The sequence below is a fragment of the Enterobacter sp. ECC_219_Taxon_10 genome (genome assembly GCF_058354905.1).
In genome coordinates this window covers 1,321,085-1,348,082 of the sequence record NZ_CM178005.1, presented here as the reverse complement: position 1 = coordinate 1,348,082, position 26,998 = coordinate 1,321,085, and the positions used below count along the sequence as shown (strand labels likewise).

The 26,998-nt window shown below is 61.3% G+C and carries 22 protein-coding genes and 2 pseudogenes; 8 read left to right on the top strand and 16 right to left on the bottom strand.

Annotation, left to right across the window (positions count from 1 at the left end; translation table 11 throughout):
- Positions 1-6: 6 nt before the first annotated feature.
- The 5 genes and pseudogenes from pbp4b to AC4ICF_RS06370 form a co-directional block, all read right to left on the bottom strand.
- Positions 7-929: pseudogene (gene pbp4b, locus AC4ICF_RS06390) on the bottom strand (penicillin binding protein PBP4B); the annotation flags it as partial.
- 124 nt (positions 930-1,053) lie between these two features.
- The gene (locus tag AC4ICF_RS06385; RefSeq protein ID WP_316380949.1) at positions 1,054-2,295 is read right to left on the bottom strand and encodes an LVIVD repeat-containing protein; all 1,242 of its coding nucleotides are present in this window, start codon (positions 2,293-2,295) and stop codon (positions 1,054-1,056) included.
- On the bottom strand, positions 2,292-3,356 hold the full coding sequence (locus AC4ICF_RS06380; protein ID WP_116341243.1) for a sugar ABC transporter substrate-binding protein: 1,065 nt from the start codon (positions 3,354-3,356) through the stop codon (positions 2,292-2,294). The genes AC4ICF_RS06385 and AC4ICF_RS06380 overlap by 4 nt, the downstream gene beginning before the upstream one ends.
- Positions 3,357-3,375: 19 nt before the next feature.
- Positions 3,376-4,371, bottom strand: coding sequence for an ABC transporter permease (locus AC4ICF_RS06375; protein ID WP_232935925.1), 996 nt, complete (start codon positions 4,369-4,371; stop codon positions 3,376-3,378).
- Positions 4,368-5,870: pseudogene (locus tag AC4ICF_RS06370) on the bottom strand (sugar ABC transporter ATP-binding protein). Before AC4ICF_RS06370 ends, AC4ICF_RS06375 begins: the two are co-directional and overlap by 4 nt.
- A gap of 158 nt (positions 5,871-6,028) precedes the next feature.
- Between AC4ICF_RS06370 and AC4ICF_RS06365 the strand changes: the two are divergent.
- The 4 genes from AC4ICF_RS06365 to AC4ICF_RS06350 all read left to right on the top strand — a co-directional run bounded on the left by AC4ICF_RS06365 (position 6,029) and on the right by AC4ICF_RS06350 (position 8,783).
- Complete coding sequence (locus AC4ICF_RS06365) at positions 6,029-7,117, top strand: oxidoreductase (protein WP_316380952.1); 1,089 nt, start codon at positions 6,029-6,031, stop codon at positions 7,115-7,117.
- A 57-nt stretch (positions 7,118-7,174) separates the two neighbouring features.
- Positions 7,175-7,918: an SDR family NAD(P)-dependent oxidoreductase gene (locus tag AC4ICF_RS06360; RefSeq protein ID WP_316380954.1), complete on the top strand. Its 744-nt coding sequence runs from the start codon at positions 7,175-7,177 to the stop codon at positions 7,916-7,918.
- A 183-nt stretch (positions 7,919-8,101) separates the two neighbouring features.
- Positions 8,102-8,398, top strand: a complete 297-nt coding sequence (locus AC4ICF_RS06355) for a type II toxin-antitoxin system RelE family toxin (protein WP_316380956.1) — start codon at positions 8,102-8,104, stop codon at positions 8,396-8,398.
- Positions 8,379-8,783 (top strand): helix-turn-helix domain-containing protein, encoded by a 405-nt coding sequence (locus tag AC4ICF_RS06350; protein WP_316380957.1) that lies wholly within the window; start codon positions 8,379-8,381, stop codon positions 8,781-8,783. The genes AC4ICF_RS06355 and AC4ICF_RS06350 overlap by 20 nt, the downstream gene beginning before the upstream one ends.
- Here AC4ICF_RS06350 and AC4ICF_RS06345 read toward each other — a convergent pair.
- From AC4ICF_RS06345 to entC, 7 genes are all read right to left on the bottom strand, one after another.
- Positions 8,780-8,977, bottom strand: coding sequence for a YbdD/YjiX family protein (locus tag AC4ICF_RS06345; RefSeq protein ID WP_006809671.1), 198 nt, complete (start codon positions 8,975-8,977; stop codon positions 8,780-8,782). The genes AC4ICF_RS06350 and AC4ICF_RS06345 overlap by 4 nt on opposite strands.
- 116 nt (positions 8,978-9,093) lie before the next feature.
- Positions 9,094-11,199 (bottom strand): pyruvate/proton symporter CstA, encoded by a 2,106-nt coding sequence (gene cstA / locus AC4ICF_RS06340; protein ID WP_163330488.1) that lies wholly within the window; start codon positions 11,197-11,199, stop codon positions 9,094-9,096.
- A 149-nt stretch (positions 11,200-11,348) separates the two neighbouring features.
- Positions 11,349-11,762: a proofreading thioesterase EntH gene (entH, locus tag AC4ICF_RS06335; protein ID WP_116341260.1), complete on the bottom strand. Its 414-nt coding sequence runs from the start codon at positions 11,760-11,762 to the stop codon at positions 11,349-11,351.
- Entirely contained in the window at positions 11,762-12,514 is a 753-nt protein-coding gene (entA, locus tag AC4ICF_RS06330) for a 2,3-dihydro-2,3-dihydroxybenzoate dehydrogenase EntA (RefSeq protein WP_316380960.1), read from the bottom strand. Before entA ends, entH begins: the two co-directional genes overlap by 1 nt.
- Positions 12,514-13,368 carry an isochorismatase gene (locus AC4ICF_RS06325; RefSeq protein WP_116341264.1) on the bottom strand — a complete coding sequence of 285 codons (855 nt, stop codon included), beginning with the start codon at positions 13,366-13,368 and terminating at the stop codon, positions 12,514-12,516. The genes entA and AC4ICF_RS06325 overlap by 1 nt, the downstream gene beginning before the upstream one ends.
- Positions 13,369-13,378: 10 nt before the next feature.
- Positions 13,379-14,989: a (2,3-dihydroxybenzoyl)adenylate synthase EntE gene (entE, locus tag AC4ICF_RS06320; protein WP_316380961.1), complete on the bottom strand. Its 1,611-nt coding sequence runs from the start codon at positions 14,987-14,989 to the stop codon at positions 13,379-13,381.
- A 9-nt stretch (positions 14,990-14,998) separates the two neighbouring features.
- On the bottom strand, positions 14,999-16,174 hold the full coding sequence (gene entC, locus AC4ICF_RS06315) for an isochorismate synthase EntC (RefSeq protein ID WP_316380962.1): 1,176 nt from the start codon (positions 16,172-16,174) through the stop codon (positions 14,999-15,001).
- A 187-nt stretch (positions 16,175-16,361) separates the two neighbouring features.
- On the opposite strand from entC, the gene fepB reads away from it, so the two are divergent.
- Positions 16,362-17,321 carry a Fe2+-enterobactin ABC transporter substrate-binding protein gene (gene fepB / locus AC4ICF_RS06310; protein WP_316380964.1) on the top strand — a complete coding sequence of 320 codons (960 nt, stop codon included), beginning with the start codon at positions 16,362-16,364 and terminating at the stop codon, positions 17,319-17,321.
- Positions 17,322-17,404: 83 nt separating this feature from the next.
- Here fepB and entS read toward each other — a convergent pair whose 3' ends face one another.
- A complete protein-coding gene (entS, locus tag AC4ICF_RS06305) occupies positions 17,405-18,640 on the bottom strand; it encodes an enterobactin transporter EntS (RefSeq protein WP_316380965.1) in 1,236 nt (411 codons plus the stop codon).
- A 108-nt stretch (positions 18,641-18,748) separates the two neighbouring features.
- On the opposite strand from entS, the gene fepD reads away from it, so the two are divergent.
- Genes fepD through fepC form a run of 3 tightly spaced genes read left to right on the top strand, consistent with a single transcriptional unit; the run spans position 18,749 to position 21,533 of the window.
- On the top strand, positions 18,749-19,753 hold the full coding sequence (fepD, locus tag AC4ICF_RS06300) for a Fe(3+)-siderophore ABC transporter permease (RefSeq protein WP_316380967.1): 1,005 nt from the start codon (positions 18,749-18,751) through the stop codon (positions 19,751-19,753).
- Positions 19,753-20,742 (top strand): iron-enterobactin ABC transporter permease, encoded by a 990-nt coding sequence (gene fepG, locus AC4ICF_RS06295; protein WP_316380972.1) that lies wholly within the window; start codon positions 19,753-19,755, stop codon positions 20,740-20,742. The genes fepD and fepG overlap by 1 nt, the downstream gene beginning before the upstream one ends.
- Entirely contained in the window at positions 20,739-21,533 is a 795-nt protein-coding gene (gene fepC / locus AC4ICF_RS06290; protein ID WP_316380968.1) for an iron-enterobactin ABC transporter ATP-binding protein, read from the top strand. Before fepG ends, fepC begins: the two co-directional genes overlap by 4 nt.
- Positions 21,534-21,620: 87 nt before the next feature.
- Here fepC and entF read toward each other — a convergent pair whose 3' ends face one another.
- Genes entF through fes form a run of 3 tightly spaced genes read right to left on the bottom strand, consistent with a single transcriptional unit; the run spans position 21,621 to position 26,894 of the window.
- Complete coding sequence (gene entF / locus AC4ICF_RS06285; RefSeq protein WP_316380728.1) at positions 21,621-25,478, bottom strand: enterobactin non-ribosomal peptide synthetase EntF; 3,858 nt, start codon at positions 25,476-25,478, stop codon at positions 21,621-21,623.
- Complete coding sequence (locus tag AC4ICF_RS06280) at positions 25,475-25,687, bottom strand: MbtH family protein (protein ID WP_316380729.1); 213 nt, start codon at positions 25,685-25,687, stop codon at positions 25,475-25,477. The genes entF and AC4ICF_RS06280 overlap by 4 nt, the downstream gene beginning before the upstream one ends.
- Before the next feature lie 10 nt (positions 25,688-25,697).
- Complete coding sequence (fes, locus tag AC4ICF_RS06275) at positions 25,698-26,894, bottom strand: enterochelin esterase (protein WP_316380730.1); 1,197 nt, start codon at positions 26,892-26,894, stop codon at positions 25,698-25,700.
- Positions 26,895-26,998 lie beyond the last annotated feature (104 nt).

Here is a 26,998-nt window from a genome sequence, read left to right as displayed (position 1 = left end):
ATATCTTTATTTTAATGCACCGTATATTTGATCAACTATCCATCCATATGTCGCCGCTGGTAGCAAGCCACTGACAAATACATTAGGATTGACGGCTGGATTCGCTACTTGTGAATGCGGCCTGTTACCGAGTATAACGATAGCCATATTGTTAACCGGATCTATAGCTGTCAGTGTACCTGTCCATCCTGTATGGCCGTATGTCAGAGGACTTGCCAACACACCGAACGTTGGCGTCATCGAGGCAGTAGCATTGACGCGCCAGCCCAGGCCGAACGTAACATCTTCTGACGAGCTTTGTGTGAACTGCTCAACTGTAGCTCTGTCAAACAGCCTGACGTTCCCATACGCCCCCCCATTCAGCATAACTTGCATCAGAACAGCAATATCGCTTGTGTAGAGAATAACCCCGCATGGCCCGATACGCCACCCATCGAGTACCAGGCTTTTTCATCATGAACCTGGCCCCATATCGTACTGGTACGTATTTTAGGGAAGTTGACAACCCCATCGCGGGTATTGCCGTTCAGTTCAGTAGCGGCGATTTGTTTAGGCGTAAATCCTTTCACCAGTGGATTAAACACTGTATGCGTTAATCCGAGCGGTTTGTATATGTTATTTTCAACATACCTATCGAGCGGCATTGATGTTACAGATTCAATAATAAACCCGAGGATCATGTAATCAACATCACTGTAGATATGCTTTGTACCTGGCTGGTATTCAAGCGGGGTTTTCTTAATCATTTCCAGCGTAGTGGCTTTATCCTGAGAAAATAAATCCCCGGCTACTTTTTGATTAGGATATTGTGGGTCAGCAGGAAACCCGGCAGTATGATGAAGAATATCAGTTATGCGAAGGGCATTTTTACCTTTAATTGCATCGCTAGGTGAGTCGCTGAAACCCGGAATATATTTCGAAACCAGATCATTAACGTTTATCTTTCGTTCGATTTCCTCGTAACCCATTGAAAATGCAGGTATTTAATTGTATTCCTTCTGCTTATTCCCTCTCCCTGTGGGAGAGGGTCAGGGTGAGGGGCAACAACCGCACTCACCCCAGATACTCAATCACCGACAGCCCGCCGTTATAATCCGTGCTGTAGATAATTCCCTGCGCGTCCACAAACACGTCGCACGACTGGATCACCTGCGGGCGATTCGGCCGCGTGTCCATCATTCTCTCCGGCGCGGCGGGCACCAGCGCCCCGGTTTCCACCGGGCGATACGGGTTGGAAATGTCATATGCGCGCACGCCCGCGTTCTGATACGTCGCAAAAATCAGCGTCGAGCTGACAAAGCTCCCCGGCCGGTTCTCGTGCAGATTGTGCGGGCCAAAGTGCGCCCCTTTCGCCACGTAGTCGGTTTCATCCGGCTGCGGGAAGGTCGAGATGCTTACCGGGTTCGACGGCTCTCGGATATCAAACAGCCAGATGAGCTTCTCGCCGTCCTGCTGGTTATCCAGCACCGCTTCGTCCAGTACTACCAGCAGATCGCGGTCCGGCAGCGGCAGCGCGGTGTGAGTTCCCCCGCCAAACGGCGGGCTCCAGTTGCGGTGGCTAATCAACTTCGGCCGGGTGCGGTCCTTCACGTCCAGCAGCGTCAGGCCGCCGTCGCGCCAGCTGCCGTAGGCGGTATCCCCCGCGATAATCGCGTGGTGCAGTGCGTAGCGTTTCCCTTCAGGCCAGTTCGGCTGTTCGCCTGCGGACTGGTTCATCCCCGGCAGCCACCAGCGCCCCGCCACCTCGGGCTTTCGCGGGTCCGCCAGGTCGATGGTCAGGAAGATGTAGTCGGTAAAGCCGTCGATCAGCGCCGACACGTAGGCCCAGCGCCCGCCAACGTACCAGATGCGGTGAATGCCGATGCCGCTCAGCGACAGAAAGCCGATTTCGTGCGGCCTGTCGGGTGTGGAGATATCAAACACTCGAAGCCCGGCGCTCCAGCCTTTGTCCTGCACGTCGCTGACGGTCTCCCCCACCTGGCGGGTGTAGTAGACCTTCTCGTCGGCAAAGCGGGCATCGGCAAACAGATCCCGGGCGTTAATCACCAGCAGCAGGTCGTCATGCGCCTGCAGGTGCACGTTCCAGGTGCCGGGCGGCGCGGGCACATAGCCCGCCGCTTTCGGGTTTTTCGGGTCGCGCACGTCAACAATCGAAAAGCCCTGCGACACCATATGGCCGATATAGGCGAAGCCGCGATGCACCATCAGCTGCACGCCGTCCGGGCGGCCGCCCTGGTCGCTATGGCCAATCAGCCGCATATTGCGGCTGTATTCTGGCGTAGGAAGCATGCTCATTTATTTTTCGCTTCCAGCGTCGCAAACCACGGCGCGATGAAATCTTCCGTCTGGCCCCAGCCCGGAATGATTTTCCCCAGAGACGCCACGTTCACCGCCCCTGGCTGGGCGGTCAGCAGCGCCTGCGGAATGGCCGCCGCTTTGAAATCGTAAGTTGCTGGCGTCGCTTCTCCTGCAATCTTATTGGCGATCAGGCGCACGTTAGTCGCGCCAATCAGCTTCGGATCCACCGCCACGCTCACTGCCCACGGGCTGCCCGGTTCGCGCATCAGCTGCAGATCCTGGTTGGAGATGTCGATGCTGTAGAGCTTGATCTCGGTGCGTCCATTTTCTTTCAGCGCCTTATACGCGCCCTGGCTAAAAGCGTCCCAGGTGCCCCAGATGGCGTCGATTTTGCCCTTCGGGTATTTCGCCAGGATCGCACCCACCTTGTTGGCGGTATCGCCCTGCACATCAGAGGAGACGGCGCCGATGGACTCCAGCTCTTTAATATCCGGGTACTGCTTTTGCAGCGCTTTATAGGCTGCCTGACGGCGCTCCATCGGCGGGAAGCCCGCGACCCACAGCTTGACGATATTCGCCTTGCCGTTGAAATCTTTCGCCAGCTGGCCGAAAGAGAGGTTCGTCAGGGAGGCGTCGTCCTGCTGGGTGACGGTCACGCCCGGGATCTCGCCGTTAACGGCGGTATCAAAGACGGCAACTTTGATACCGGCATCCACCGCTTTCTTCACCAGCGCGGTGGAGTACGGATCGCGCCCCTGAGAGAGAATAATCCCGTCATATTTCTGGCTGATGGCCTGGTTAACGAAGTCCTGGAATTTGGCGTCATCGCCGTTGCTTAAAAAGGTGCTGACCTTAAAGCCGAGCTTTTTCCCTTCCTGAATCGCCCCGGCAACAAACTGCGTGGTGTTGTCATCCGAGCCCAGGTTGCGGATCACCGCGATGCGAATGGGGCCGTCATGGTTGGCAATGGCCGCCGGAAGCGGCGCGGGCGTGGCCGCGAAGCCCGGCAGAGCAGTGAGCAATCCAAGTGCCACCAAAGAGAGTGCAATCTTTTTCATTTTTTATCCCGTTGTGTTGTCAGCGTTTTTGTATGTAGGTAATCGCCAGTGCCACCGCGAGCACCAGCCCTTTTATAATGTCCATGGCGTAATACGGCACGGAGAGCATCACCAGCCCGTTCGACAGCACGCCGAGAATGACCGCCCCGACCAGGGTTCCCAGCGCGTTCGGCTTGCCGGAGCCTGCCAGCGAGAAGCCAATCCACGCCGCCGCCACCGCATCCATCAGGTATCCGCCGCCCGCATTCACCTGCGACGATCCAATGCGGGAGGCCAGCAGAATGCCGCCCAGCCCCGCCAGCAGCGAGGCAATCACGTAGGCCGCCACCTTGTAGCGCGTGGTGCGAATGCCGGAGAGACGCGCCGCCTCCGGGTTGCCGCCAATGGCGTACATCCGGCGTCCGTGAGTGGTCAACGAGAGGCCAAGCTGCGCCAGCACGGTCACCACCAGCATGACGATCACGATGGTCGGCACCTGCCCCAGCAGGCTAAACGCCGCCGGAATGGTCCCTTCCGCCATGTCGCCGCTCGGCAGCACCATGTTCTCGGTAATCGACCCGCCGTAGCTGTAGGTCATCGCCACGCCCTGAATGACGAACAGGCTGGCAAGCGTCGCGAGCATGTCCGGAATACGCAGGATGACGATCAGGAAGGCGTTAAACAGCCCCACCAGCGTGCAGAGTGCGAGGGTGATCAGAATCGACTCGGTGGTACCAAAGCCGTGCCAGACGAAAAGGGAAATCACCAGCGCGTTCGCCAGCGACGCGGTGGAGCCCACGGAGAGATCGAACCCGCCAACGGTCAACGAAATTGACACGCCAACGGCAATCACCGTCACGATGGCAATCGAGCGCAGAATGTTGATGATGTTGTTCGGATCGAGGAAGCTGTCCGACGCCAGGCCAAAGACGGCCACCAGCGCGACGACGGTTAACAGCATGCCCCACCTGTAGAGAAAATCAAAAAGTTGCTGACGGCCAGACGCCGCCGCCGTTACTGAAAGGGCCTTGCTCACGACGCCGTTCCTCCGGTTGAATAATAAAGTAGTGTCTCTTCGCGGGCCTCCGCCCCGGCGATTTCCGCCACGATACGCCCGTCCCACAGCACGCAGATGCGGTCGCACAATCCCACCAGTTCAGCAAATTCGCCCGAGGCGTAAATCACCCCTTTGCCCTCGCGCGCCAGGCCGTCAATCAGCTGGAACAGGTCGGTTTTGGCCTTCACGTCCACGCCCTTGGTAGGCTCGTCGAATATCAGCACGCTGGCGTCATTGCGCAGCCATTTACCGATGGCGACCTTCTGCTGGTTGCCGCCGGATAAGCGGCGCAGCACCTGCCCCGGCCCGCGCGCGCGCACGCCGACGCGGGCAATCACCTCTTCAGCCCAGCGCCACGCCTGACGATGGCCAAACAGGCTCCAGCGCGAAAAGCTGTTATCGGCGCTCACGGCAAGGTTCATGCTCACCGGCTCGTCGATAAAAATGCCCTCTTTGCGCCGCTCCTCCGGCACCAGCGCCAGACCTCGCAGCACGGAGTCGGCCGGATCGCGCGGCTACCAGGATTGATGATTCAGCTCACCGCGCGCCACGCGGCTTTTGGTGGCGCCAAACAGCGCCTTGCAAAGTTCGGTTTTCCCCGCCCCCGCCAGCCCGGCAATCCCGAGGATTTCGCCTTTGCGCAGGTGCAGGGAGATATCTTTCAGCAGCGCGTCGTCGCGCAGTCCCTCCACCCGCAGCAGCGTCTCTTCGCCGTGCGGGGGCCGCGCGGGCGGATAGATATCGCTCAGCACGTGGCCGAGCATCTTCTCGACGATCGCTTCGCCGCTGAGCTCCGCCATCGGGCCGGATTCGATCAGCCTGCCGTCGCGCAGCACCGTTAAGGTGTCGCAGATGGCCTTCAGCTCGTGAATGCGGTGGGAGATAAACACCACGCCGATGCCCTGCTGCTTTAAACGTCTCACCACCGTAAACAGACGCTCGCTCTCGTGCGCGTCCAGCGGCGCGGTGGGTTCATCAAGAATCAAAAAACGGCAGTGATGAGACAAGGCGCGCGCCAGCAAAATCTGCTGCTTTTCGGCCAGCGAACAGCTGTCGATGGAACGGCGCACGTCCAGCGTAACGTCAAGCTGCGCCAGCGCCTGCCTCGCCTGCTGGCGGACGCCGCGCCAGTTGAAGCGATGCCCCGGCAGCGCCAGTTGGTCGAGCATAATGTTTTCAGCAATGCTTAACCCCGGGATCAGCGCCACATCCACCTCCTGCTGTACGAGGTGGATCCCCAGCCGTTTGGCATCAAGCGGTTCACGGATGCTCACTGGCTGATTGTTGATGCTGATCTCGCCCTCATAGTGGTCGTGCGTGCCGCACAGCACCGCCATCAGGGTCGATTTCCCCGCGCCGTTGGCACCGGTCAGCGCATGTACCGACCCGCCGGTTAAGGTGAAATTCACGCACGACAGCGCCTGAAAACCGGAAAAGGCCAGGCTGATACCGCGCATTTCAAGGCGACTGGAAACCATCCGCGTAAATCCTTCATTACTCTTCTGATTTATCGAATTTTTCACAGCTCCGGTTGACTGACAACGACGGAAAAGGCATAACTTAAAGCGAAATATTATTAGCCATCCGGATGTCCAGACATAACATCGGGTTAGCGCTTGCTAAAAAGGACAACACCATGAGCAACACCGATATCCGCGTCGTGCCCGGCCCGGCGAACTACTTCTCTCATCCCGGAAGCCTTGCGCAGCTGGATAACTTCTTTACCCCGGAACAGCTTTCCCGCGCGGTATGGATCTACGGCGAGCGCGCTATCGAAGGTGCGCGCCCGTTCCTGCCGGAGAGCTTTAACGCGCCGGGGGCGAAACACCTGCTGTTTAAAGGCCACTGCAGCGAGCGCGACGTCACCCATCTGGTGAACGAGTCCGGCAGCGACGCCAGCGTGGTGATTGGCATCGGCGGCGGCGCGGTACTGGATACCGTCAAGGCCGTGGCGCGCCGCTTAGGGGTGCCGTTTGTGGGCATCCCTACCATTGCCGCCACCTGCGCGGCGTGGACCCCGCTCTCCGTCTGGTACAACGATGCCGGTCAGGCGCTGCATTTTGAGATCTTCGACGACGCCAACTTCCTGGTGCTGGTGGAGCCGCAGATCGTCCTTAACGCCCCGGAGGAATATCTACTGGCGGGCATCGGCGATACGCTGGCGAAGTGGTATGAGGCGGTAGTGCTTGCCCCGCAGCCTGAAAATCTGCCGCTGACCGTGCGGCTGGGCATCAACGGTGCGTTGGCGATCCGCGACGTACTGCTGGAACACAGTGAGCAAGCGCTGGCCGACCAGCAGCGCGGCGAACAGACGCAGGCGTTCCGGGACGTGGTGGATGCAATTATCGCAGGCGGCGGGATGGTCGGCGGCCTGGGCGAACGCTACACCCGCGTGGCGGCAGCGCATGCGGTACACAACGGATTAACCGTGCTGCCGCAGACGGAAAAATACCTGCACGGCACCAAGGTGGCCTACGGCATTCTGGTGCAGAGCGCCCTGCTCGGCCAGGACGACGTGTTGGCGCAGCTGATGGCGGCGTACAAGCGCTTTAACCTGCCGACCACGCTTCACGAGCTGGAGGTCGACATTAATAACCGGGAAGCGCTGGATAAGGTCATTGCCCACACCCTGCGTCCGGTGGAGTCGATTCACTATCTGCCGGTTGCGCTAACGCCTGACGTTCTGCGCGCCGCGTTTGAGAAAGTGGAATCCTTCAGCCGTTAATCGCGCCGACGGGCTATACCTAATGATGATTCTTACCACTCTCGTAACGAGGTCATCATGCAGATCGATTTAACAGGTAAAAAGGCGCTGGTTACCGGCGCCAGCCGCGGGCTGGGCCGGGCAATTGCACTCTCGCTGGCGCGCGCCGGTGCGGATGTGATTATTACGTATGAAAAATCGGCCGATAAAGCCCAGGCGGTCGCCGATGAGATTAAGGCGCTGGGACGGCACAGCGAAGCCGTGCAGGCGGACAGCGCCAGCGCGCAGGCGATTCAGGATGCCGTCACCCATGCGGCGCGTTCCCTTGGCGGGCTGGACATTCTGGTCAACAACGCCGGGATCGCGCGCGGCGGCCCGCTGGAGTCCATGACGCTGGCGGACATTGACGCCCTTATCAACGTCAACATCCGCGGCGTGGTGATCGCCATTCAGGAAGCGCTGGTGCATATGTCCGACGGCGGGCGCATCATCAACATCGGCAGCTGTCTGGCAAACCGCGTGGCGCAGCCGGGCATTGCCGTTTACTCGATGACCAAATCTGCCCTTAACTCCCTCACCCGCGGACTGGCCCGTGATTTAGGGCCGCGCGGCATTACCGTTAACCTGGTGCACCCCGGCCCGACCAACAGCGATATGAACCCGGAAGACGGCGAACAGGCTGACGCTCAGCGTCAGCTTATTGCCCTGGGCCATTACGGCCAGCCGGAAGACGTCGCGGCGGCGGTCACCTTCCTTGCCAGCCCGGCTGCTAGTCAGATCTCCGGTACCGGTCTGGACGTAGACGGCGGTTTGAACGCCTGATCGCATATTTTCTGCAAGCCTCTGTCGCCCGGCAGAGGCCTTCCCGAGCGCTCTCGACGGTTCGCGTTTTGCCGCTTTCTCCCGTTTTTTCTCCGCTCTACAGTAGGCCATTAGAAATTCAGAATTTATCTAATAGTCTTATTATTTCCTTATGTTTTGTGTGGGCGTACAGTGGAGGTACGGATGAAGATTGTGTGGTCAAAGGTAGCAAAGAAGTCGTTGTCCCGAATTGATAGTCGCTTTCGACAACGCATTGAAACAAAACTGGCTGAACTGGATGACCGCTCGGCTCCCCGCCCCGATATCATAAAAATATCGGTTTTAGAAAATCATTACCGGTTACGCGTAGGCGATTACCGCATCCTTATTACGCTGCGGGACGATCCGGATAACGATTGTTATGTTGTGGACGTTAAACGTAGAACATCAACCACTTACCTGCATGAGGAAAGAGCTCCCTATGGCTGTTCAGCTGATTAAGGACAATAATGGGAAAACACAGTTCGTGGTCATGCCCTATGACGAATACTTTCGTATGTGCTTACAGATGGCAGAGATTGACGACGAAACCGACGACGATTTGGAGGATATTGAAGTCGAACACGATTGCTATGATGACGTGGAATTGCCCGGAGAAGTGTGCAGCATCATGACCTGGCAGAACGTCAGCCTGCAGGCCGCGTGGCGTATCCTGCGCGGCATGTCCCAGCAGGAGGTGGCTGAGAAACTCGGCATCAGCCAGTCTGCCGTGTCACAGCTGGAAGCGCTGGACTCCAGACCGCAAAAGCGCACCCGTGAAAAGCTGGCGGCCATCTACGGCTGTAAACAGGAGCAAATCAGCCTCTATTTACCTAAAGAGGGTTAACAGCACTTCGCCCCGCCCTTGCCGCCGTAGCGGGCATCCTGACGGTCGCGGAAAAATTCTTCGTAGGTCATGGGCGTCTGGTCCGGATGGTTGACGCGCATATGCTCGACGTAGTTGTCGTAATCCGGCACACCAATCATCATTTTGGCGGCCTGGCCCAGGTACTTACCTGCTTTGGAAAGGGTGTCGAACATAGGTCGTTTCTCGCATGTTCCCCTCACCCCGGCCCTCTCCCCAAAGGGGAGAGGGTATTAAAAGTCCCCTCTCCCCTTTGGGGAGAGGGTTAGGGTGAGGGGTATATTTGGTTAAATTAATGCGCCCCTTTCGCCTGGGTGACAATCTCTTCCAGGTTTTCAGGCATTGGCTCGTACGGCGTCTCTTTCGCTGTTGGCTTATCGTTTTTCAAAGCCGCCAGCGCGGTCTTGAGAGAATATAACGCCAGCACCACGACCACCACCATAAAGAAGATGGTCAGCCCGGCATCCAGACGGTTGTTAAACACCAGTTGCGACAACTGGGACTCAGTGTACTGCGCCGGGATCTTACCGCTGTCGATCATCGCCTGGAACTTGTTGGCGATCGCCAGGAAGCCCACCTTGTTGTCCGGGCTGAAGGCTTTCTGCCAGCCCGCCGTCAGGGTACAAATCAGCAGCCACGCGGTGGGCACCAGCGCCACCCAGGCGTAACGCTGGCGCTTCATCTTGAACAGCACCACCGCGCAGAGCATCAGCGCCATGCCTGCCAGCATCTGGTTGGCGATACCGAACAGCGGCCACAGGGTGTTAATCCCGCCCAGCGGATCCACCACGCCCTGGTGCAGGAAGTAGCCCCACGCCAGCACACACAGCGCTGTCGCCAGCAGGTTAGCCGGGAGCGAGTCGGTACGCTTCAGGTTCGGGGAGATCACCCCCAGCAGGTCCTGCAGCATAAAGCGCGCCGCACGGGTTCCCGCATCCACCGCCGTCAGGATAAACAGCGCCTCAAAAAGTATGGCGAAGTGATACCAGAACGATACGTCCATCAGCCCGCCCAGCGCGCCGTGGAGGATGTAGGCCATGCCCACCGCAAGCGTAGGCGCTCCGCCCGCACGGGAGATGATCGACTGTTCGCCCACCTCATCAGCAATGTGCGTCAACGTTTCCGGAGTAATCGCAAAGCCCCAGCCACTCACCACCTGCGCGGCAGAGGCCACCACGTCAGCGGTTCCGGCCGGGGCCAGCACCGCCATCGGGCTGTTCATCGCGAAGTACACGCCCGGGTCAATAATGCAGGCGGAAACCAGCGCCATAATCGCCACAAAGGACTCCATCAGCATGCCGCCGTAGCCAATCAGGCAGGCCTGATTTTCATTCGCCAGCATCTTCGGCGTGGTCCCGGAGGCAATCAGCGCGTGGAAGCCCGACACCGCGCCGCAGGCGATGGTGATAAACAGGAACGGGAACAGGTTGCCGGTCCAGACCGGACCGGTACCGTCGATAAATTTGGTCAGCGCCGGCATGGTCAGGGTCGGACGCATAATCAGAATGCCAATCGCCAGCCCGACGATGGTGCCGATTTTCAGGAAGGTAGAGAGGTAGTCACGCGGGGCCAGCAGCAGCCACACCGGCAGCACCGCCGCCACAAACCCGTAGCCCACCAGCATCCAGGTCAGCTGTACGCCGGTAAAGTCGAAGAACGGCGCCCAGGTCGGGCTTTCCGCCACCCAGCCGCCGGAGATAATCGCAAACACCAGGAACACCAGGCCAATCACCGACACTTCACCGATGCGGCCCGGGCGCAGGTAGCGTATGTAGATCCCCATAAACAGCGCCAGCGGAATGGTGAAGGCAACCGTGTAGGTCCCCCACGGGCTGTGGGTCAGCGCTTTCACAACGATCATCGCCAGCACCGCGAGGATGATCACCATGATCATAAAGGTCGCCACGAGGGCAATCACCCCGGCGGTTGCCCCCATCTCCTCTTTCACCAGCTCGCCCAGCGAACGGCCGTCGCGGCGGGTGGAGACGAACAGCACCATAAAGTCCTGCACCGCCCCCGCCAGCACCACGCCCGCGAGGATCCAGATCATCCCCGGCAGGTAGCCCATCTGCGCCGCCAGCACCGGCCCCACCAGCGGACCCGCCCCGGCAATCGCCGCAAAATGGTGACCGAACAGCACTTTTTTGTCGGTCGGCACGTAGTCCAGACCGTCATTGTGGCGCACGGCAGGCGTCATGCGCGTGCCGTCAACCGCCAGCACGGTATTAGCGATATAGCGGCCATAAAAACGGTACGCGATCAGATAAATGCAGACGGAGGCGACGACGATCCAGAGCGCATTGATCTGTTCCCCCCGGTTGAGGGCGATATAGCCCAGGGCAAAGGCTCCCACAACGGAGAGCACCGCCCATGTAAGGTATTTCCCTGAGTTGTTCATAGCTGTTATCCGTTGTTGTGAAACAGTGAGATGTTACATTTTGTTTCTAGAACAACGGATAAAATTTAACAACTTTGAAACGCAATAATGCGTGGTCAAACCAGAGATTTACACCACAGTGTTAAGCCGATCACTTTCAGCCGAATGGCCTACCCCAGCACCATCGTACTCAACCGACAGGTGCAGCACCGCCGCCCCTGTTCGTCGAATACCACGATCTCCCAGCTCTGACTCGAACGCCCCAGATGCAGCGGCTGGCACACCCCGCGCACCTTACCGTGAGAGACGGCGCGATGGTGCGTGGCGTTCAGCTCCGTGCCCACCACGCTCTGCCCGTCGCGGGTCATCAGAAAACCGGCCATTGAGCCCAGCGTTTCCGCCAGCGCCGCCGACGCCCCGCCGTGCAGCAGGCCAAACGGCTGATGGGTGCGCGCATCCACCGGCATCTCCGCTTCCAGCGTGTCGTCCCCGAGGCGGGTATAAACGATGCCCAGATGTGCCACAAGGGTGTTCACGCTGGTGGCGTTCAGTTCTTCAGGCGATAAATGACGTTTCCAGATCATCAGGCCCCCAGCGTGGAGCCGCCGTCCACCACAATATCCTGCAGGGTGATATGGCTGGCGGCATCGGATGCCAGGAACAGCACCGTGCTGGCAATCTCCTGCGGACGGGCAATCTTGCCCAGCGGAATACCGAGCTTGAACTGCTCGCCAAAGCCACGAATACGCTGCTGCTCCGCATCGTCGCTTTTCCACAGGGTGCGCTGCATGTCGGTGTCCGTTGAGCCCGGCGACACCAGGTTACAGCGCACGCCGCTGCCCGCCAGCTCCAGCCCGACGGTCAGGGCCAGGCTTTTCAGCGCCGCTTTCGAGGCACCGTAGGCGCTCATGCCGATGCGCGGCGCGTGTGCCGCGTCGGATGCCACAGTGACAATCGCCCCGCCCTGCTGACGGCGGAACTGGCCCATCGTCTGCTGGAACAGGTTGAACGCGCCGCCAACGTTGACCGCAAAGGTCTGCTGCCAGTCCTCCTGCGAGAGCTGGTCCGTCGCCCCCATACGCAGAATGCCCGCCGCGTTGACCAGCACGTCCAGACGTTCGAGGGTATTAAGCAAACGGCCACACGTATCGCTGACCTGAGCAAAATCCGCCACGTCCAGCGTCTCGGTGGCGAAGGGGTAATCGCCCTGCGGGAAGGCCAGGTCGAACCCGGTCACCTCTGCGCCCGCCTCAGCAAACGCCAGCGCCGTCGCGTAGCCAATCCCCTTCCCCGCGCCCGTTACCCAGACGGTTTTGCCGGTAAAATCAAAACGCATTACTTCACCTCGCGGGAGAGCAGCGCCCACCAGGCGTCGATTGTTGGATTTTTTGCCAGCATCACGAAATCGATATCGCCGTGCACTTTGCGCCAGCGGGCGGCCAGCGCCATCATGCGCACCGAGTCCAGACCGTAGTCGATCAGGTTTTCGTCATCCATCGGCTCGTCGGACTCGTCCAGTAAAGGCAGGATCAGCTCGCGTAGCGCGGCTTTCGAGGCCGGAACGGACGGCAGTAGTTCGTCGGTCATCACCACGCGGCCCGAGCGTCCTGCCACGTAGTTGAGCGACATCAGGTGCTCGTCGCGGGTGAAATCCGCCAGCGCGTCGGCAATGAAGAACGGCTTGATGTCGCGCATAAAGGCATCGGTGGCGGTGGTCATACAGCCGATATGGGCGTAAACGCCGGTAATCAGCAGCTGGTTGCGGCCCGTCTCTTTTAGCATCTGCTCCAGCGGCGAGCGGTGGAACGCGCTGTAGCGCCACTTCACCAGCACCGTGTCCGCTTCGTCCGGGGTCAGCTCAGCGACGATGCGCTGCTGCTCCGGTGAGCGGGTCAGGCCCGGCCCCCACATGTCGTTCAGCAGGGCGCGATCTTCGTCGCTCTGCTCTTTCGGCTGGGCGGTGTAGTACACCGGAATGTTGTGCGCTTTGCACCAGGCGCGCAGTCTGGCGATGTTCGCCACCACCTGCTGCATCATCGCGCTGTTTTCGCCCCAGAAGTTCAGGAAATACTCCTGCATATCGTGGATTAGCAGCGCGGCGCGTTCCGGCTCAAAGCTCCAGTTCACCTTGTTGGTCGGCAGCTCTGCGGCAGTCGGCAGCGCGTAAGCGGTTAATTTTGGAATGGCCATACTCTGTTCCTCAGCCCTGTGCCCGTTCAGCAAGCCACAGGCGCAGCTGTTTCTTATCGACTTTGCCGACCGGCGTTAACGGAAGCGCATCCACGCTCTCCACGCGGTCCGGCAGCTTAAATTCGGCAACGCCCTGCTCGCGCAGGAAGCGACGCACCTCGACCGCGCGCAGGGGCTGTTTCACCACCAGATACGCACAGCTTTTTTCGCCCAGCAGGCTGTCCTCCATGCTCACCAGCGCGGCGTGGATCACCGCTTCGTGGCGCAGCAGCAGGTTTTCGATCTCTTCGGCGGCGATCTTCTCGCCGCCGCGGTTGATCTGATCCTTCTCACGCCCCTGTACGGTGATGTAGCCCTGCTCGTCAATGGCGATCAGATCGCCGGAGCAGTAAAAGCCGTCTGCGTCGAAGGCGCTGGCGTTGTGTTCCGGGCTGTTGAAATAACCGCGGAAGGTATACGGTCCGCGCGTCATCAAACGCCCGACCTCACCGCGCGGCAGCGGGTTGCCGTCCTCGTCCGCCACCCACACTTCGTCGTCCGGGCACATCGGACGGCCCTGAGTGTTGATGATGCGCTCCGGCGCGTCGTCGAGCGCGGTGTAGTTCACCAGGCCTTCCGCCATGCCGAACACCTGCTGAAGCTGGCAGCCGATTTCCGCCGGAATACGCGCCGCAAGCGTGGCGGACAGACGCGCGCCGCCCACCTGCAGCAGCTTCAGTGATTTAAGCTGCGCGTTGCCCGCCCCGTCGGCAATCGCCTGAAGCCAGAGGCTGACAGCAGGCGGCACCAGCGAGGTGACGTTAATCTGATGCTGTTCAATCAGCGGGAAGCAGAGCGTGGCGCTCGGATCGTTCGCCAGCACCACGCAACCGCCTGCCGTGAAGACGCCCAGCGATCCCGGCGAGCTCATGGCATAGTTATGCGCCGCAGGGAGCGCGTTCAGGTAACGCGTTTCGGCGGTGATACCGCAGATCTCGTTGCTGCGGCGGATGCTGTAGTCGTAATCGTTGTGCGTGCGCGGGATCAGCTTCGGCGTGCCGGTGCTGCCGCCGGAGAGCTGGAAAAACGCTACTTCGTCGGCGGGCGTCGGGTTCGGAATGAAGTTGTCCGCCGGACGCGCAGTCGCCGCTTCCAGAGCATGTGCGCCCTTATCGCCGCGCAGCAGCACGGCGCGAACCGAGCGGTGTTCATCCACGAAGGTATTAAGAAAATCATCGCCCGCGAACAGGGCATGGTCACGATCGGCGATCAGCACGGCGGGTTTGATCTGCACGGCATAGGCGTTCAGCTCGCTGCGCTGATGGCTAAAGAGCGCGTTCACCGGCGCGACGCCGATCTGCAGCAGCGCGAAGAAGGTGATGTAGAACTCGGCCACGTTGCCGAGCTGCACCAGCGCGGTCTCGCCGCGGTGCAGCCCCTGCGCCTGAAGGGCGGACGCCAGATTGTTCACCGCCTGATGAAACGCGCGGTAGGTGATGCGCCGATCGCCGTCGATAATCGCCACGGCATCGCTGTCCGCATGGTCCGTCAGGATGTGGGTCAGCGGCAGATCCAGCCAGAAGCCTTTTTCGCGGTAGCGCCGGGCGAATTCCTCAGGCCAGCGGGTAAAGGGAATGGTCATGAGTGTTCCTTAGTGCAGGCCAAACACGTTGAGCATGGTGGAGAGCTTCACGCCGGTTTCGCGCCACTCGCCCACCGGCGAGGAGGCGGGGACAATGCCCGCACCGGCAAACAGGCGAACGGTGTTTTTATGCAGACGCGCGCAGCGGATGGTTACCACCCACTCGCCGTTGCCTTCGCTGTCGCACCAGCCGACGATGCCGCCGAACAGCTCGCGGTCGAACGGCTCCAGCTCGGCGATCAGTTCTTTCGCCGCCTGATGCGGGAAGCCGCTCAGCGCCGGGGTCGGGTGCAGCAGGCAGGCCAGGGTCAGGGCGTTTTCGTTCTCGCGCGCGTCGCCTTCAACCGGCGTCGCCAGGTGCCACAGCGTCGGCGTGGTAATCAACTGAGGAGAATCAGGCATGCTGAGATGGTGGCTGCGCGGAGCCAGAATGGCCTTCATCGCCTGGGTGACCAGATCGTGCTCGTGACGGTCCTTTTCGGAAGCCAGCAGCTTATTACCCGCTTCGCGATCCAGCACGTCGTCCGGCTGACGGCGCGCGGAGCCTGCCAGCGGCAGAGAGCTAAAGTGCCTGCCCTCTTTGCGCAGCAGCAGTTCCGGGCTGGCGCCGAGCAGCACGCCGCCGTCTTCCAGCGGCACGTGGAAGTTAAAGCTAGCCGGGTTCTGGGCGATCAGACGCTCCATCAGCGCGCCGCTGTCTATATGTTTGTCGGTGGCAATATCAATCAGACGCGACAGCACCACCTTGTTCACCTGCGGCGTGGCGGTCAGCGACGCGGCGCGGGCGACCATCTCTTCAAAAACGGGCTGAGCGGGGATCTCGGTGCGCTGTTCCACCTTCAGCGCCTGCGCGCCGGAGAAATAGCGCGCGGACTGCTGACGCGCAGGACGGGAAAACGTCTCCCAGCGTTGCGGAATAAACAGTGACGACGGCTTGCGGGTATCGAACGGGATGGCCCCTACCATGACGGGATGGGCGATGCCGCTGGCTTTTGCATTCCGGAAAGCCTGGGCGAATTTCTGCTGGAAGTGCCCTGCCGGATCGTCGCCGCCGACGGCAGGTTCAGAGAAGCGGGCAAAACAGCCTGAGGTAGTAAAACTGCGATAAGGCGACATAAAGAAAAAGCTGTCTGATTGCAGCGTGGTCGCGGCGTGCTGAACTTCCTCAGCCAGGGACGTGTCCATATCATCCTCCTCAAAATGATAAAAGAAGCAATAATGATTATCATTTATATTTTCGTCGGCTAACCTAATCCCACATCGCCCCTCTGTCAACCATCGGGTAAAGACTTGTGCGACAAACGCTTGCATCCCTCCCTCACAACCATGAAAATGAGAAGCATTATCTTCAACAAAAACAGGATGCCGCTCAGTGAAATTCCCTGCCGTTTGCCGCAATGCCCTCTTTTTGACAGGACTTTTTGTTTTAGGACTAACCTCAGCCACCGCCGCAGACTGGCCGCGCCAGGTGACCGACAGCCGCGGCGTGCATACGCTGGAGCGCAAACCGACGCGCATTGTCTCCACCAGCGTGACCTTAACCGGCTCCCTGCTGGCAATTGACGCGCCGGTCATCGCCAGCGGCGCAACCACGCCGAACAACCGCGTGGCGGATGCACAAGGTTTTCTGCGCCAGTGGGGCGATATTGCGAAACAGCGTAAGGTTGCGCGGCTGTACATCGGCGAGCCGAGCGCCGAAGCGGTAGCGGCGCAAATGCCGGACCTGATTTTGATCGGCGCCACCGGCGGGGATTCCGCGCTGGCGCTGTACGATCAGCTCTCCGCCATCGCCCCGACGCTTATCATTAACTACGACGACAAGAGCTGGCAGGCGCTACTGACCCAGCTGGGCAGCATCACCGGACAGGAAAAACAGGCAGCCGGGCGCATTGCCGAGTTTGATAAACAGCTCGCGCAGGTGAAACAGCAGATGAAGCTGCCGCCGCAGCCGGTGAACGCCATCGTCTACACCGCCGCCGCGCACAGCGCCAACCTGTGGACCGCGGAATCGGCGCAGGGCAAGCTGCTGCACCAGCTGGGCTTTACGCTGGCCGCTCTGCCCGCCGGGCTGCACACGTCAAAAAGCCAGGGCAAACGCCACGACATTATTCAGTTGGGTGGGGAAAACCTGGCGACGGGGCTGAACGGCGAAGGGCTGTTTGTGTTTGCCGGCGACCAGAAAGACGTGGATGCGATTTACGCCAACCCGCTGCTGGCGCATCTACCTTCGGTGAAAAACAAACGGGTTTGGGCATTGGGAACCGAGACGTTCCGCCTGGATTATTACAGCGCGATGTTGGTATTACAGCGTTTAGAAGCACTCTTTGGGTAACGGCTGCGCCCGGTGGCGCTTCGCTTACCGGGCCTACGGGTGCAAAATGTAGGCCGGGTAAGGCGCAGCCGCCACCCGGCAAATCACACCGGAGCACTCTCCTGCCTGAATCGGCGCAATTCTGCCAACGTCATTAATAAAATCACACCAATAATTGCCAATACAAACCCGCTGCTGCTCGCCGAAGCCACCGGGGTCATCATCGCCCCCAGCCCACCGAGGATCGCCGCGCCAATCGCATCGCCCGTGACGTTCTGCGCCGTCCACAGGCCATTAATGCGCCCGAGCATGCCTTCCGGCGTCTGGGTCTGGATCAGGGTGTACTGAAGCAATGAGCTGATGGCGCTCAGCCAGCCGAAAATCACCAGGCACAGCACGCCCAGCGCCCACACCGGCATCAGGCTAAAGAAGCCGATGGCGATAAACGAGGCCAGCGTGGCAAGCAGCATAATCAGCCCTGGACGCGCGCTCTGCGCCAGGTTGCCGCTGGTCAGCGCCCCGCACGCCGCGCCGAGCGGAATGGCGGCGTACAGCACGCCAATCTCCGAGGCGCTCATCTGCCACTCGCCCGCCAGCGCCGGGTAGAGCACGCGCACGGCGCTCGCCATCGTCAGCAGGCCGCCGAGCAGCGCAATGCCGCCAATCAGCGGGTTGCTGAACAGAAAACGAATCGCGGCCATCAGCGATTTCAGAGGATGCTCGCGCGGCTGCGGCGGAGGTGGCAGCAGCGGCAGGCGCAGCAGCGTTAGCGTGGTGATAAAGGTCCCCGCCGCCGCCAGCCCGTAGTTCCACGCCACGTTGCCAGTCGCCAGCAGCAGGCCGCCCACCATTGGTGAAATCACCGAGCCGAGGCGCACGGTGAGCATGGTGATCGCCCCCGCCTGCATCAGATTCTCGCGCCCGACCAGCGCGGGCGTTGCCGCCAGCAGCGCCGTCACGCCTAACGAGGCGAAGAAGCCGTCCCACAGCCCCAGGGCATAAATGGCAATCAGCGACGGCTCCGGCAGCATCGCGTTCAGACACAGCCCGATAAAGCCCACGCCGCAGGTGCCGCGCGCCAGCAGGATCAGCTTTTTACGCTCGTAGCGGTCCGCCAGCACGCCGCCGACCATCAGGCCGATGAACATCGCCCCGCCGGTTAAGGTGACGGATAACCCCACCAGCCAGCTGGAGTGCGTCATGGTCTGGATCTGGACCGGCACGGCCACGCCGAGCAGCCCGAGGGATAAAATAGAGATAAAGCGAGCGATAAAAACGGCGCGATACGCCGGGTGCGTTTTCAGCAGGCTGAGGTTGAGCAGCCAGGATTTTTGATTCATGACAAAGCCTTGAGTCTATTTCTACCCATTCAATGGGCGCACATGCTAACATAGCCAAATAAGATAGATAACGATAATCACTATCATTATCAAATCATGGATGTTGCTATGTCGTTTTCCTCTTCTGCGGTGCGCACCGCTGCCGCGCCCGTTTTACTGCTGCTCCTGAGCCTTGCGGTTGCACTCAGCCTGCTGGTCGGCGCGAAGCCGCTGCCCGCGTCCGTTATCGTTGATGCGCTTACCGGCACCTGCCAGAGCGCAGACTGCATTATCGTGCTCGACGCCCGACTGCCACGCACGCTTGCCGGGCTGCTGGCGGGTGGCGCGCTTGGCCTTGCCGGTGCCCTGATGCAAACCCTTACCCGCAACCCGCTGGCGGACCCCGGCATTCTCGGCGTCAACTCCGGCGCCAGCTTTGCCATCGTGCTCGGCGCGGCGCTGTTCGGGTTGACGTCGCCCTCTGAACAGCTGGTGATGGCCTTCTGCGGCGCGCTGGCCGCCTCGCTGGTCGTCGCCTTTACCGGCAGCCAGGGCGGCGGGCAGCTGAGTCCGGTACGCCTGACGCTTGCGGGCGTGGCGCTCGCGGCGGTGCTGGAAGGCTTATCCAACGGCATCGCCCTGCTCAACCCGGACGTCTACGACCAGCTGCGCTTCTGGCAGGCTGGCTCGCTGGATATCCGCACCCTCGACACGCTGAAAGTGGTGGCGTTCCCGGTCGCTATCGCTGCCGCCGTGACGCTGTTTTTGAGCCGATCGCTCAACAGCCTGAGCCTCGGCAGCGACACCGCCACCGCCCTCGGCAATCGGGTGGCGCGCACGCAGCTGATTGGTCTGCTCGCCATCACCGTACTCTGCGGCAGCGCGACCGCCGTGGTCGGCCCGATCGCCTTTATCGGTCTGATGATGCCGCACATGGCGCGCTGGCTGGTAGGGGCGGATCACCGCTGGTCGCTGCCGGTGACGCTGCTTGCAACCCCTGCCCTGCTGCTGTTTGCCGACGTGCTGGGCCGCCTGCTGGTGCCCGGCGAGCTGCGCGTCTCGGTGGTCAGCGCCTTTATCGGCGCGCCGGTGCTGATCTTCCTGGTTCGTCGTAAACGCGGAGGTGGCGCATGATGGCCCCGTCCCGCCGTTTACTGACCAGTGTCTCGCTGCTGCTTCTCGCCATTCTGCTGCTGGCGGTCTGGAGCCTGCGCAGCGGCGCGGTGTCGCTCGACTTTACTCAGGTGGTTAACGCCCTGCTCGGCAGCGCGCCGCGCAATATCACCATGGTGGTGACGGAGTGGCGACTGCCGCGCGTGGCGATGGCGATTCTGGTCGGCGCGGCGCTCGGCGTGAGCGGTGCGATATTCCAGTCGCTGATGCGTAACCCGCTCGGCAGCCCGGACGTGATGGGCCTCAATACCGGGGCCTGGAGCGGCGTGCTGGTGGCGATGGTGCTGTTTGGTCAGCACCTGACGGCGATTACCTTTACGGCGATGGCGGGCGGCATTCTGACGTCCTTACTGATCTGGGCGCTGGCCTGGCGCAACGGCATCGACACCTTCCGCCTGATCGTCATCGGGATCGGCATCCGCGCCATGCTGATGGCCTTTAACACCTGGCTTTTACTGCAGGCCTCGCTGGAAACCGCGCTCTCCGCCGGGCTGTGGTACGCCGGCTCCCTCAACGGCCTGACGTGGGGCAAAACCTGGCCCGCCGCGCCGCTGATTGTGCTGATGTTTATCGGCGCGCTGCTGCTGGTGCGACGTATGCGTCTGCTGGAGATGGGCGACGACAGTGCCTGCGCACTGGGCGTGGGCGTCGAGCGCTCGCGCCTGATGCTGATGCTGGTCGCCGTACTGCTGACCGCCGCCTCCACCGCGATCGCCGGGCCGATCTCGTTTATCGCCCTCGTGGCACCGCACATCGCCCGCCGTCTTAGCGGAACGGCGCGCTGGGGATTAGCTCAGGCGGCGCTGTGCGGCGCGCTGCTGCTGCTGGCCGCCGATCTCTGCGCCCAGCGGCTGTTTATGCCTTATCAACTGCCGGTGGGCGTAGTGACCGTCAGCCTCGGCGGGATTTACCTCATCGTCTTGCTCGTTCAGGAGTCACGCAAGAAATGACAGATTCAACCACCCGCTTGCGCGGCGAAAACCTCACCCTCGGCTACGGCAAAAAAATCATTGCCCGTGACTTATCCGTTGCCATTCCGGACGGCCACTTCACCGCGATTATCGGGCCGAACGGCTGCGGTAAATCGACCCTGCTGCGCACGCTGAGCCGCCTGATGACGCCGGCTGAGGGCAGCGTGTTCCTCGACGGGGAGCAGATCCAGCGCTTCGCCAGCAAAGAGGTGGCCAGGCGCATCGGGCTGCTGGCGCAAAACGCCACCACGCCGGGAGACATCACGGTGCAGGAGCTGGTCTCGCGCGGGCGCTATCCGCACCAGCCGCTGTTTACCCGCTGGCGCAAAGAGGACGACGAGGCGGTGAACCACGCGATGCAGGCGACGGGAATTACCGATCTCGCCCGGCAAAGCGTGGACACCCTCTCCGGCGGGCAGCGTCAGCGCGCGTGGATCGCGATGGTGCTGGCGCAGGAGACCTCCATCATGTTGCTGGACGAGCCGACGACCTGGCTCGACATCAGCCATCAGATTGACCTGCTGGAGCTACTGAGCGAGCTGAATCGCACGCAGGGGTATACCCTGGCGGCGGTGCTGCACGATTTAAACCAGGCGTGCCGCTACGCCACGCATCTGATTGCCCTGCGAGACGGTGAGATTGTGGCGCAGGGCGCGCCGAAAGAGATTGTGACGCCGGATCTGATCGAGAGGATCTACGGCATGCGCTGCATGATTATTGACGATCCGGTAGCGGGCACGCCGCTGGTGGTGCCGTTAGGTCGGCGGTAATTGCCGGGTGGCGGCTACGCCTTACCCGGCCTACGGGAGCCGAGTGTAGGCCGGGTAAGGCGTAGCCGCCACCCGGCGCTTTTGACGTTACCCCAATATATCCTTCAACACTGGCCCAATTTTCTCAAACGCCTTCGGTGAAATGATATCCACGTGGGTGCAGTCCTGGCTGTACACCTCCAGTTCGCTCACCCACGGCGCCCACGCGACCTGCGGATCCATCGTTCGCGTCCGCTCGGCGACAAACAGCGTCGCTTTGCCGTCAAACCGCGCGCTGTGCGCCGTGGTGAGCAGCCGTACCGCGTCGGCGTAGTTGCCTTCGATAGCGTTAAACAGCTCGCTGGAGCCCAGCCCCTGCTGCGCGGCGATAAACGCCTGACGCTCGCGCTCAATTTCCGCCAACACCTCCGGGTCGAGGCCGTTGGCCTCTTTCTCCGCCCAGTTCTGGGTTTCCGGCGGCCAGGTGTCCAGCAGTCCGAGGAAGGCCACCTCTTCACCCAACTCGCGCAGACGCGCAGCAATGCCCTGCGCCAGCGTGCCGCCGAGAGAATAGCCGAACAGATAATATGGCCCCTGTGGCTGCTGCTTACGCAACGTATTCAGGTGATGCTCAATCACCCCATCCAGATCCGCACACTGCTGCATCGGCCCCTCTGGTCGAGGAGACTGAATGCCGGTAATTGACCAGCGCGGACTGAGGTAGCGCGCCAGCACGCTAAACTGCCAGGCAAAACCGGACGCAGGATGGAAGCAGAACAGCGTCGGGCCGTTGCCTTCGCGCAGCGGCAGAAGGGTTTCATAGCCCAGACGCTGCGCCTGCTCGTCGCTCATCTGTGAATCCAGCAGCGCGCTAAGCTTGCTCACCGTCGAGGCGACCATAATCTGCCCCGGCGTCACCTTGCGCTCGAACACGCGGCTAAGCTGCGCCGCCAGGCGCATCGCCAGCAGCGAGTGTCCGCCGAGGGCAAAGAAGTCGGCTTCGATATCGTTGACCTCACAGCCCAGCAGGGCGGAGAACGCCTGCGCGACGGCGGTTTCGGTTTCCGTCTCCGGCGCGCGGCCGGAGGTTTTGCTGGTCAGCTCCGGCAGCGGCAGCGCCTTGCGGTCGAGCTTGCCGTTGGCGCTGAGCGGCAGCGTGCTGATTTGCAGCAGCACCACCGGCACCATATGCGGCGGCAATTGGGCTTTGAGCGATTCCAGCAGCGCGTCGCGGTCCAGCGGTAAACCGGATTCGGAGACCACATACCCCACCAGCTGGCGGGCATCGCCTCCCGTCGCCGCCGCCTGGTTGAACACGCAGGCGTGGGCGACGGCCTGGGCCACGTCCGGCAGCGCGAGCATCGCCCGGTCGATTTCGCCCAGCTCGATGCGCTGGCCGCGGATTTTTAACTGATCGTCGCTGCGGCCGAGATATTCCACCGCCCCGTTGTCCAGCCAGCGGGCGACGTCACCGGTACGATACATCCGCTCGCCGGGAGCGAACGGGTCGGCAATAAAGCGGCTGGCGGTGAGGTCCGGACGGCCCAGATACCCCTGTGCCAGCTGAATGCCGGTGAGATACAGATCCCCCGCCACGCCAAACGGCACCGGGCGCATCATCGCGTCCAGAATGCGCAGCCCCGTGTTCCACACCGGGAAGCCGATCGGCACGCTGTTGCCCTCCACCGCCGCCAGCTCGGGACCATAAGCCGGATACCAGCTGACGTCCACCGCCGCTTCCGTTGGGCCATAGAGGTTATGCAGCGGCGCATGGGTTAACTGCTCCCACTCGCGGCACAGCTCGGTCGGCAGCGCTTCGCCGCTGCAGAACACCTGCTTAAGGGTTTTGCAGCACGCAGCGTTTTCCGGCGTCAGCGAGGCGACAAAGGCCGCCAGCATCGACGGCACGAAGTGGGTGGTGGTCACGCCGTACTGCGCGAAGAAGCTCTGCATCGCCTGCGGATCGCGGTGCGCGTCCGGCTCTGCCATCACCAGCTTCGCCCCGGCGATAAACGGCCACCAGAACTCCCACACCGATACGTCAAAGCTGCACGGCGTTTTCTGCGCCACCACGTCCTTCGCGTCCAGCGGGTAGTGATCCTGCATCCACTTCAGGCGGTTAACGATGGCGGTATGGCCGACCATGACCCCTTTCGGGCGCCCCGTCGAGCCGGAGGTAAAGATGATGTACGCCGTCTGCTCCGGCCTGGCCAGGCGCAGCGGTTCCACCTCCGCAGCCGGTAACAGTGTGTTGTAACTAAACGCCGTAATCGGCAGATCGCTAAAGCGCGAACGCTGTTCGTCGGTGGTAATGAGCAACGAAGGTTTGGCATCTTCCAGCATCATCCGCAGACGGTCATCCGGGTAGCCGGTGTCGAGCGGCAGCCACGCGGCACCGGCCTCGACAATGCCGTGCAGCGCCAGAGTCAGGAACACCGAGCGCGGCAGGGCCACTGCCACGCTGTCGCCCGGCTTCACGCCGCGAGCGCGCAGCAGGTTTGCCAGCGCGATCACCTGCTGGCGCATCTCACGATAGCTAAGCTCAATATGCGCGTCCGCCAGCGCGGGGGCGTCCGGTGTTTTGCTCGCCTGCTCCGCCACCAGATCCGCCAGCGTGGTGGACGGCAGCGCCAGCCCGGTATCGTTGATGCGCGCCAGCTGCTGGTATTCCTGCGCTGAAACGGTTTCCACTTCGCCACAGCGCAGGTCAGGGTTGGCCGCAAACTGCAGCAGCATCGCGTTCAGACGCGCGACGTGGCGGGTGAGCGTCACTTCATCGTAACGCTGTTTATTGGCGAGGATCTCAATACTCAGGCCACCCTGCTCGTCCGGGAACAGCGCCAGCTCCAGATCGTTCACCGGGCCGGTTGCCAACGTGTGGGTGATGGCCTCCACGCCGTCGATATCCAGCTGATAATCGAACACCTTGACGTTCAGCACCGGGCCAAACAGCGCTTCGTCGCCTGCGGCGCGCCCGCCGTCGCGCACGATCTGCTCGGCGTCGTAGCGCTGATGACGGCGCATTTTTTTCAGCTGTTTCGCGAGGCGCAGCGCCAGCGCCGGCAGGCTCTCCTGCGGGTTGATATTCACCGCCAGCGGCAGCACGTTGAGCACCGGTCCGGTCGCGGTCAGCGCGGCGGAGCCCATGCGGCGCATAAAGATAAACCCGGCGGCGTAATCCAGGCGCCCGGTCAGGCGGCCCAGCCACAGCGCCACCAGCGCAAGCGCCAGATCGGTGCGCTGCGTCTGCCCTGCCGCCTGCGTAAGCTGGCTAAAGGCGCGAGCGTCCGTTGCAATTTTCAGGCGCAGGATATCGGTGGTGGCGGCGCGTCCCGGCAGAGGCGCGGAAGAGAGCGAGACCGGAGAAGGAAGTTGCCTGCGCTGCTCTGCCCAGAAGGCGCCGTCGCGCTGATACGCCTCGCTTTGACGGTAGCGCTGGTACTCCTCCACCACTTCGGCAAACGGCGTAAACGGGGATGCGGGCGTCGGGTCACCCTTCTTCCACGCGGCGTAAATCGCGGCGATCTGGCGGGTAATGGCCGGGAAGCTGAAGCCATCCACCACCAGATGGTGATAGCGCTGATACCAGTACCAGTGGCTTTCACCCACCTGAATCAGCTGGTGAAACGCCAGCGGCTGACCGCTCTCGACGCGCAGGTTTTGATTGAGATCGGCCTCCATCAGCGCCACGGCGGCGTCGTGAGAATCAACGCGAACGACAGGTGGCTCCGGCAAAATGACGGTGTCATCCACCCACTGCCATACCTCGCCGTTATCTTCGGCAAAGCGCATGCGCAGGGTATCGGCCTGCATCATGCCTTCAGCGATGGCTTTAGCCAGCAACGGCGCGTCGATATCGCCTTTCAGCTCGGTGTAGTGCGCCACGCTCCAGGCGTTTGGCAGGGAGGATAGCTGTTCCGCCATCCAGATACCCGGCTGGGCGGCGACGAGAGGTAGACGGTTCATGCGCCCTCCACCGCAAAATGGGACGGTTCAAGCGTGCGCCAGCGTTCGGCCAGCCACTGCTGGCACGCCTCCTGAGACTGTGCCTCGCACACCACGCGCCAGCCTGCGGGCAGTTCGCACTGCTGCGGCCACAGGCTGTACTGCCCCTGGTCGTTTTGCAAAATGGCGAACTGTCCCTGCGGATTATCGAAAGGATTGCTGAATTCCATACAGACTCCGTTATTGAATAAGCGGCTGCCAGAGGGTCATCAGCCCCTGCGTCAGCCCACCGCGCCAGCAAAGCGCGTCGTGTCCGCCGTCAACCTGACGCCAGTAAACCTGCTGCGCGCGGAGTTCGGCGTAAATCGCCTGGTTCGCGCGGAAGATAAGCGGCTCGTTGCGCCCGGCCTCAAGGATGATGCGCAGCCCGCGTGCGTTTTTTTCACCCGCTTTAAGCTGTTCGATGAGCAGCCCGTCCTGCTGCCCGCCGCGGTGCGGCCACCAGTAGGATCCGGACTGGCTGAGGATGCAGCCAAAGCGCTGCGGCCAGTTAAGGCCAGCGTACAGCGAAGAGAGGCCGCCAAAGCTCTGGCCCGCGACCACGGTACGGTCAGCGTGGTCGCTGAAGGGCGCGAGCTGTTTTACATGAGGGAGAAGTTCTTCCTGCACCGCCAGCCAGAAATCGGGATTACAGGGCAGTTCGCGGCTGCGATGTTCCATGTCGATCGCATCAATTAATACGTAGACCGCAGGCGGCAGTTTGCGCTCGGTGGTAAGCGACGCCAGCGCGGGCCAGACGGGCATGCTTTCGGCCCAGAACTGCCCGTCGAGCAGGACCGCCAGCGGACGTTCCGGGCCGTCATCCCCGGTGGTGAAAATCCAGACGCGACGGCGGTTTTTCAGGCGCGCGCTTTCCCATTCAATGCAGATCGGCGCCTTGAAGGGCGTTTTGGGCTGATTCCAGCCGGGCTGAACGGGCGCATCCGGCATCTCCAGCGCCGAGACGGCATGACCGCGCCCGCCGCACCAGCTCTGCGGATTCAGCGGGTCGGAAACCGCGTGCGGCAGCAGCCTGCGCCAGCCTTCGCGCAGCGCCATGCGGTCCGGCTGCTGGCCTTCAAACACGGTATCGGCAAAATCGTTTTCATTTACGGAGGGGATAAAACAGTAGCTGCCGCGCCATTCCGGGCTGAACTCGCCCTGCCACTGCCAGACGTCGGTATCCGGAATGCGTTCAAGAGATTGCGGGCGGGCATTCTGATGATGGTCGGTTACGCCGGTAACGTAGAGCCAAACGCGTTTGATTGTCGACGTTTTCTGCGTTCCTGCCGGGTCACGCCACCAGAAGTTGACGCGATATTTCCCTTGTTCAGGCTTCCATTCCGGCCCGTTTTTGGACTGCCACCACGCTTCACTTCCGGTTGTTAACGCCGTCACCCTTATAACCCCATGTTTAACAGACTTTTTTGTTTCAGGACAAATTTTATTGATAATATTATTGATAACTATTTGCATTTGCAATAGCGTAATGCCCGCGCTGT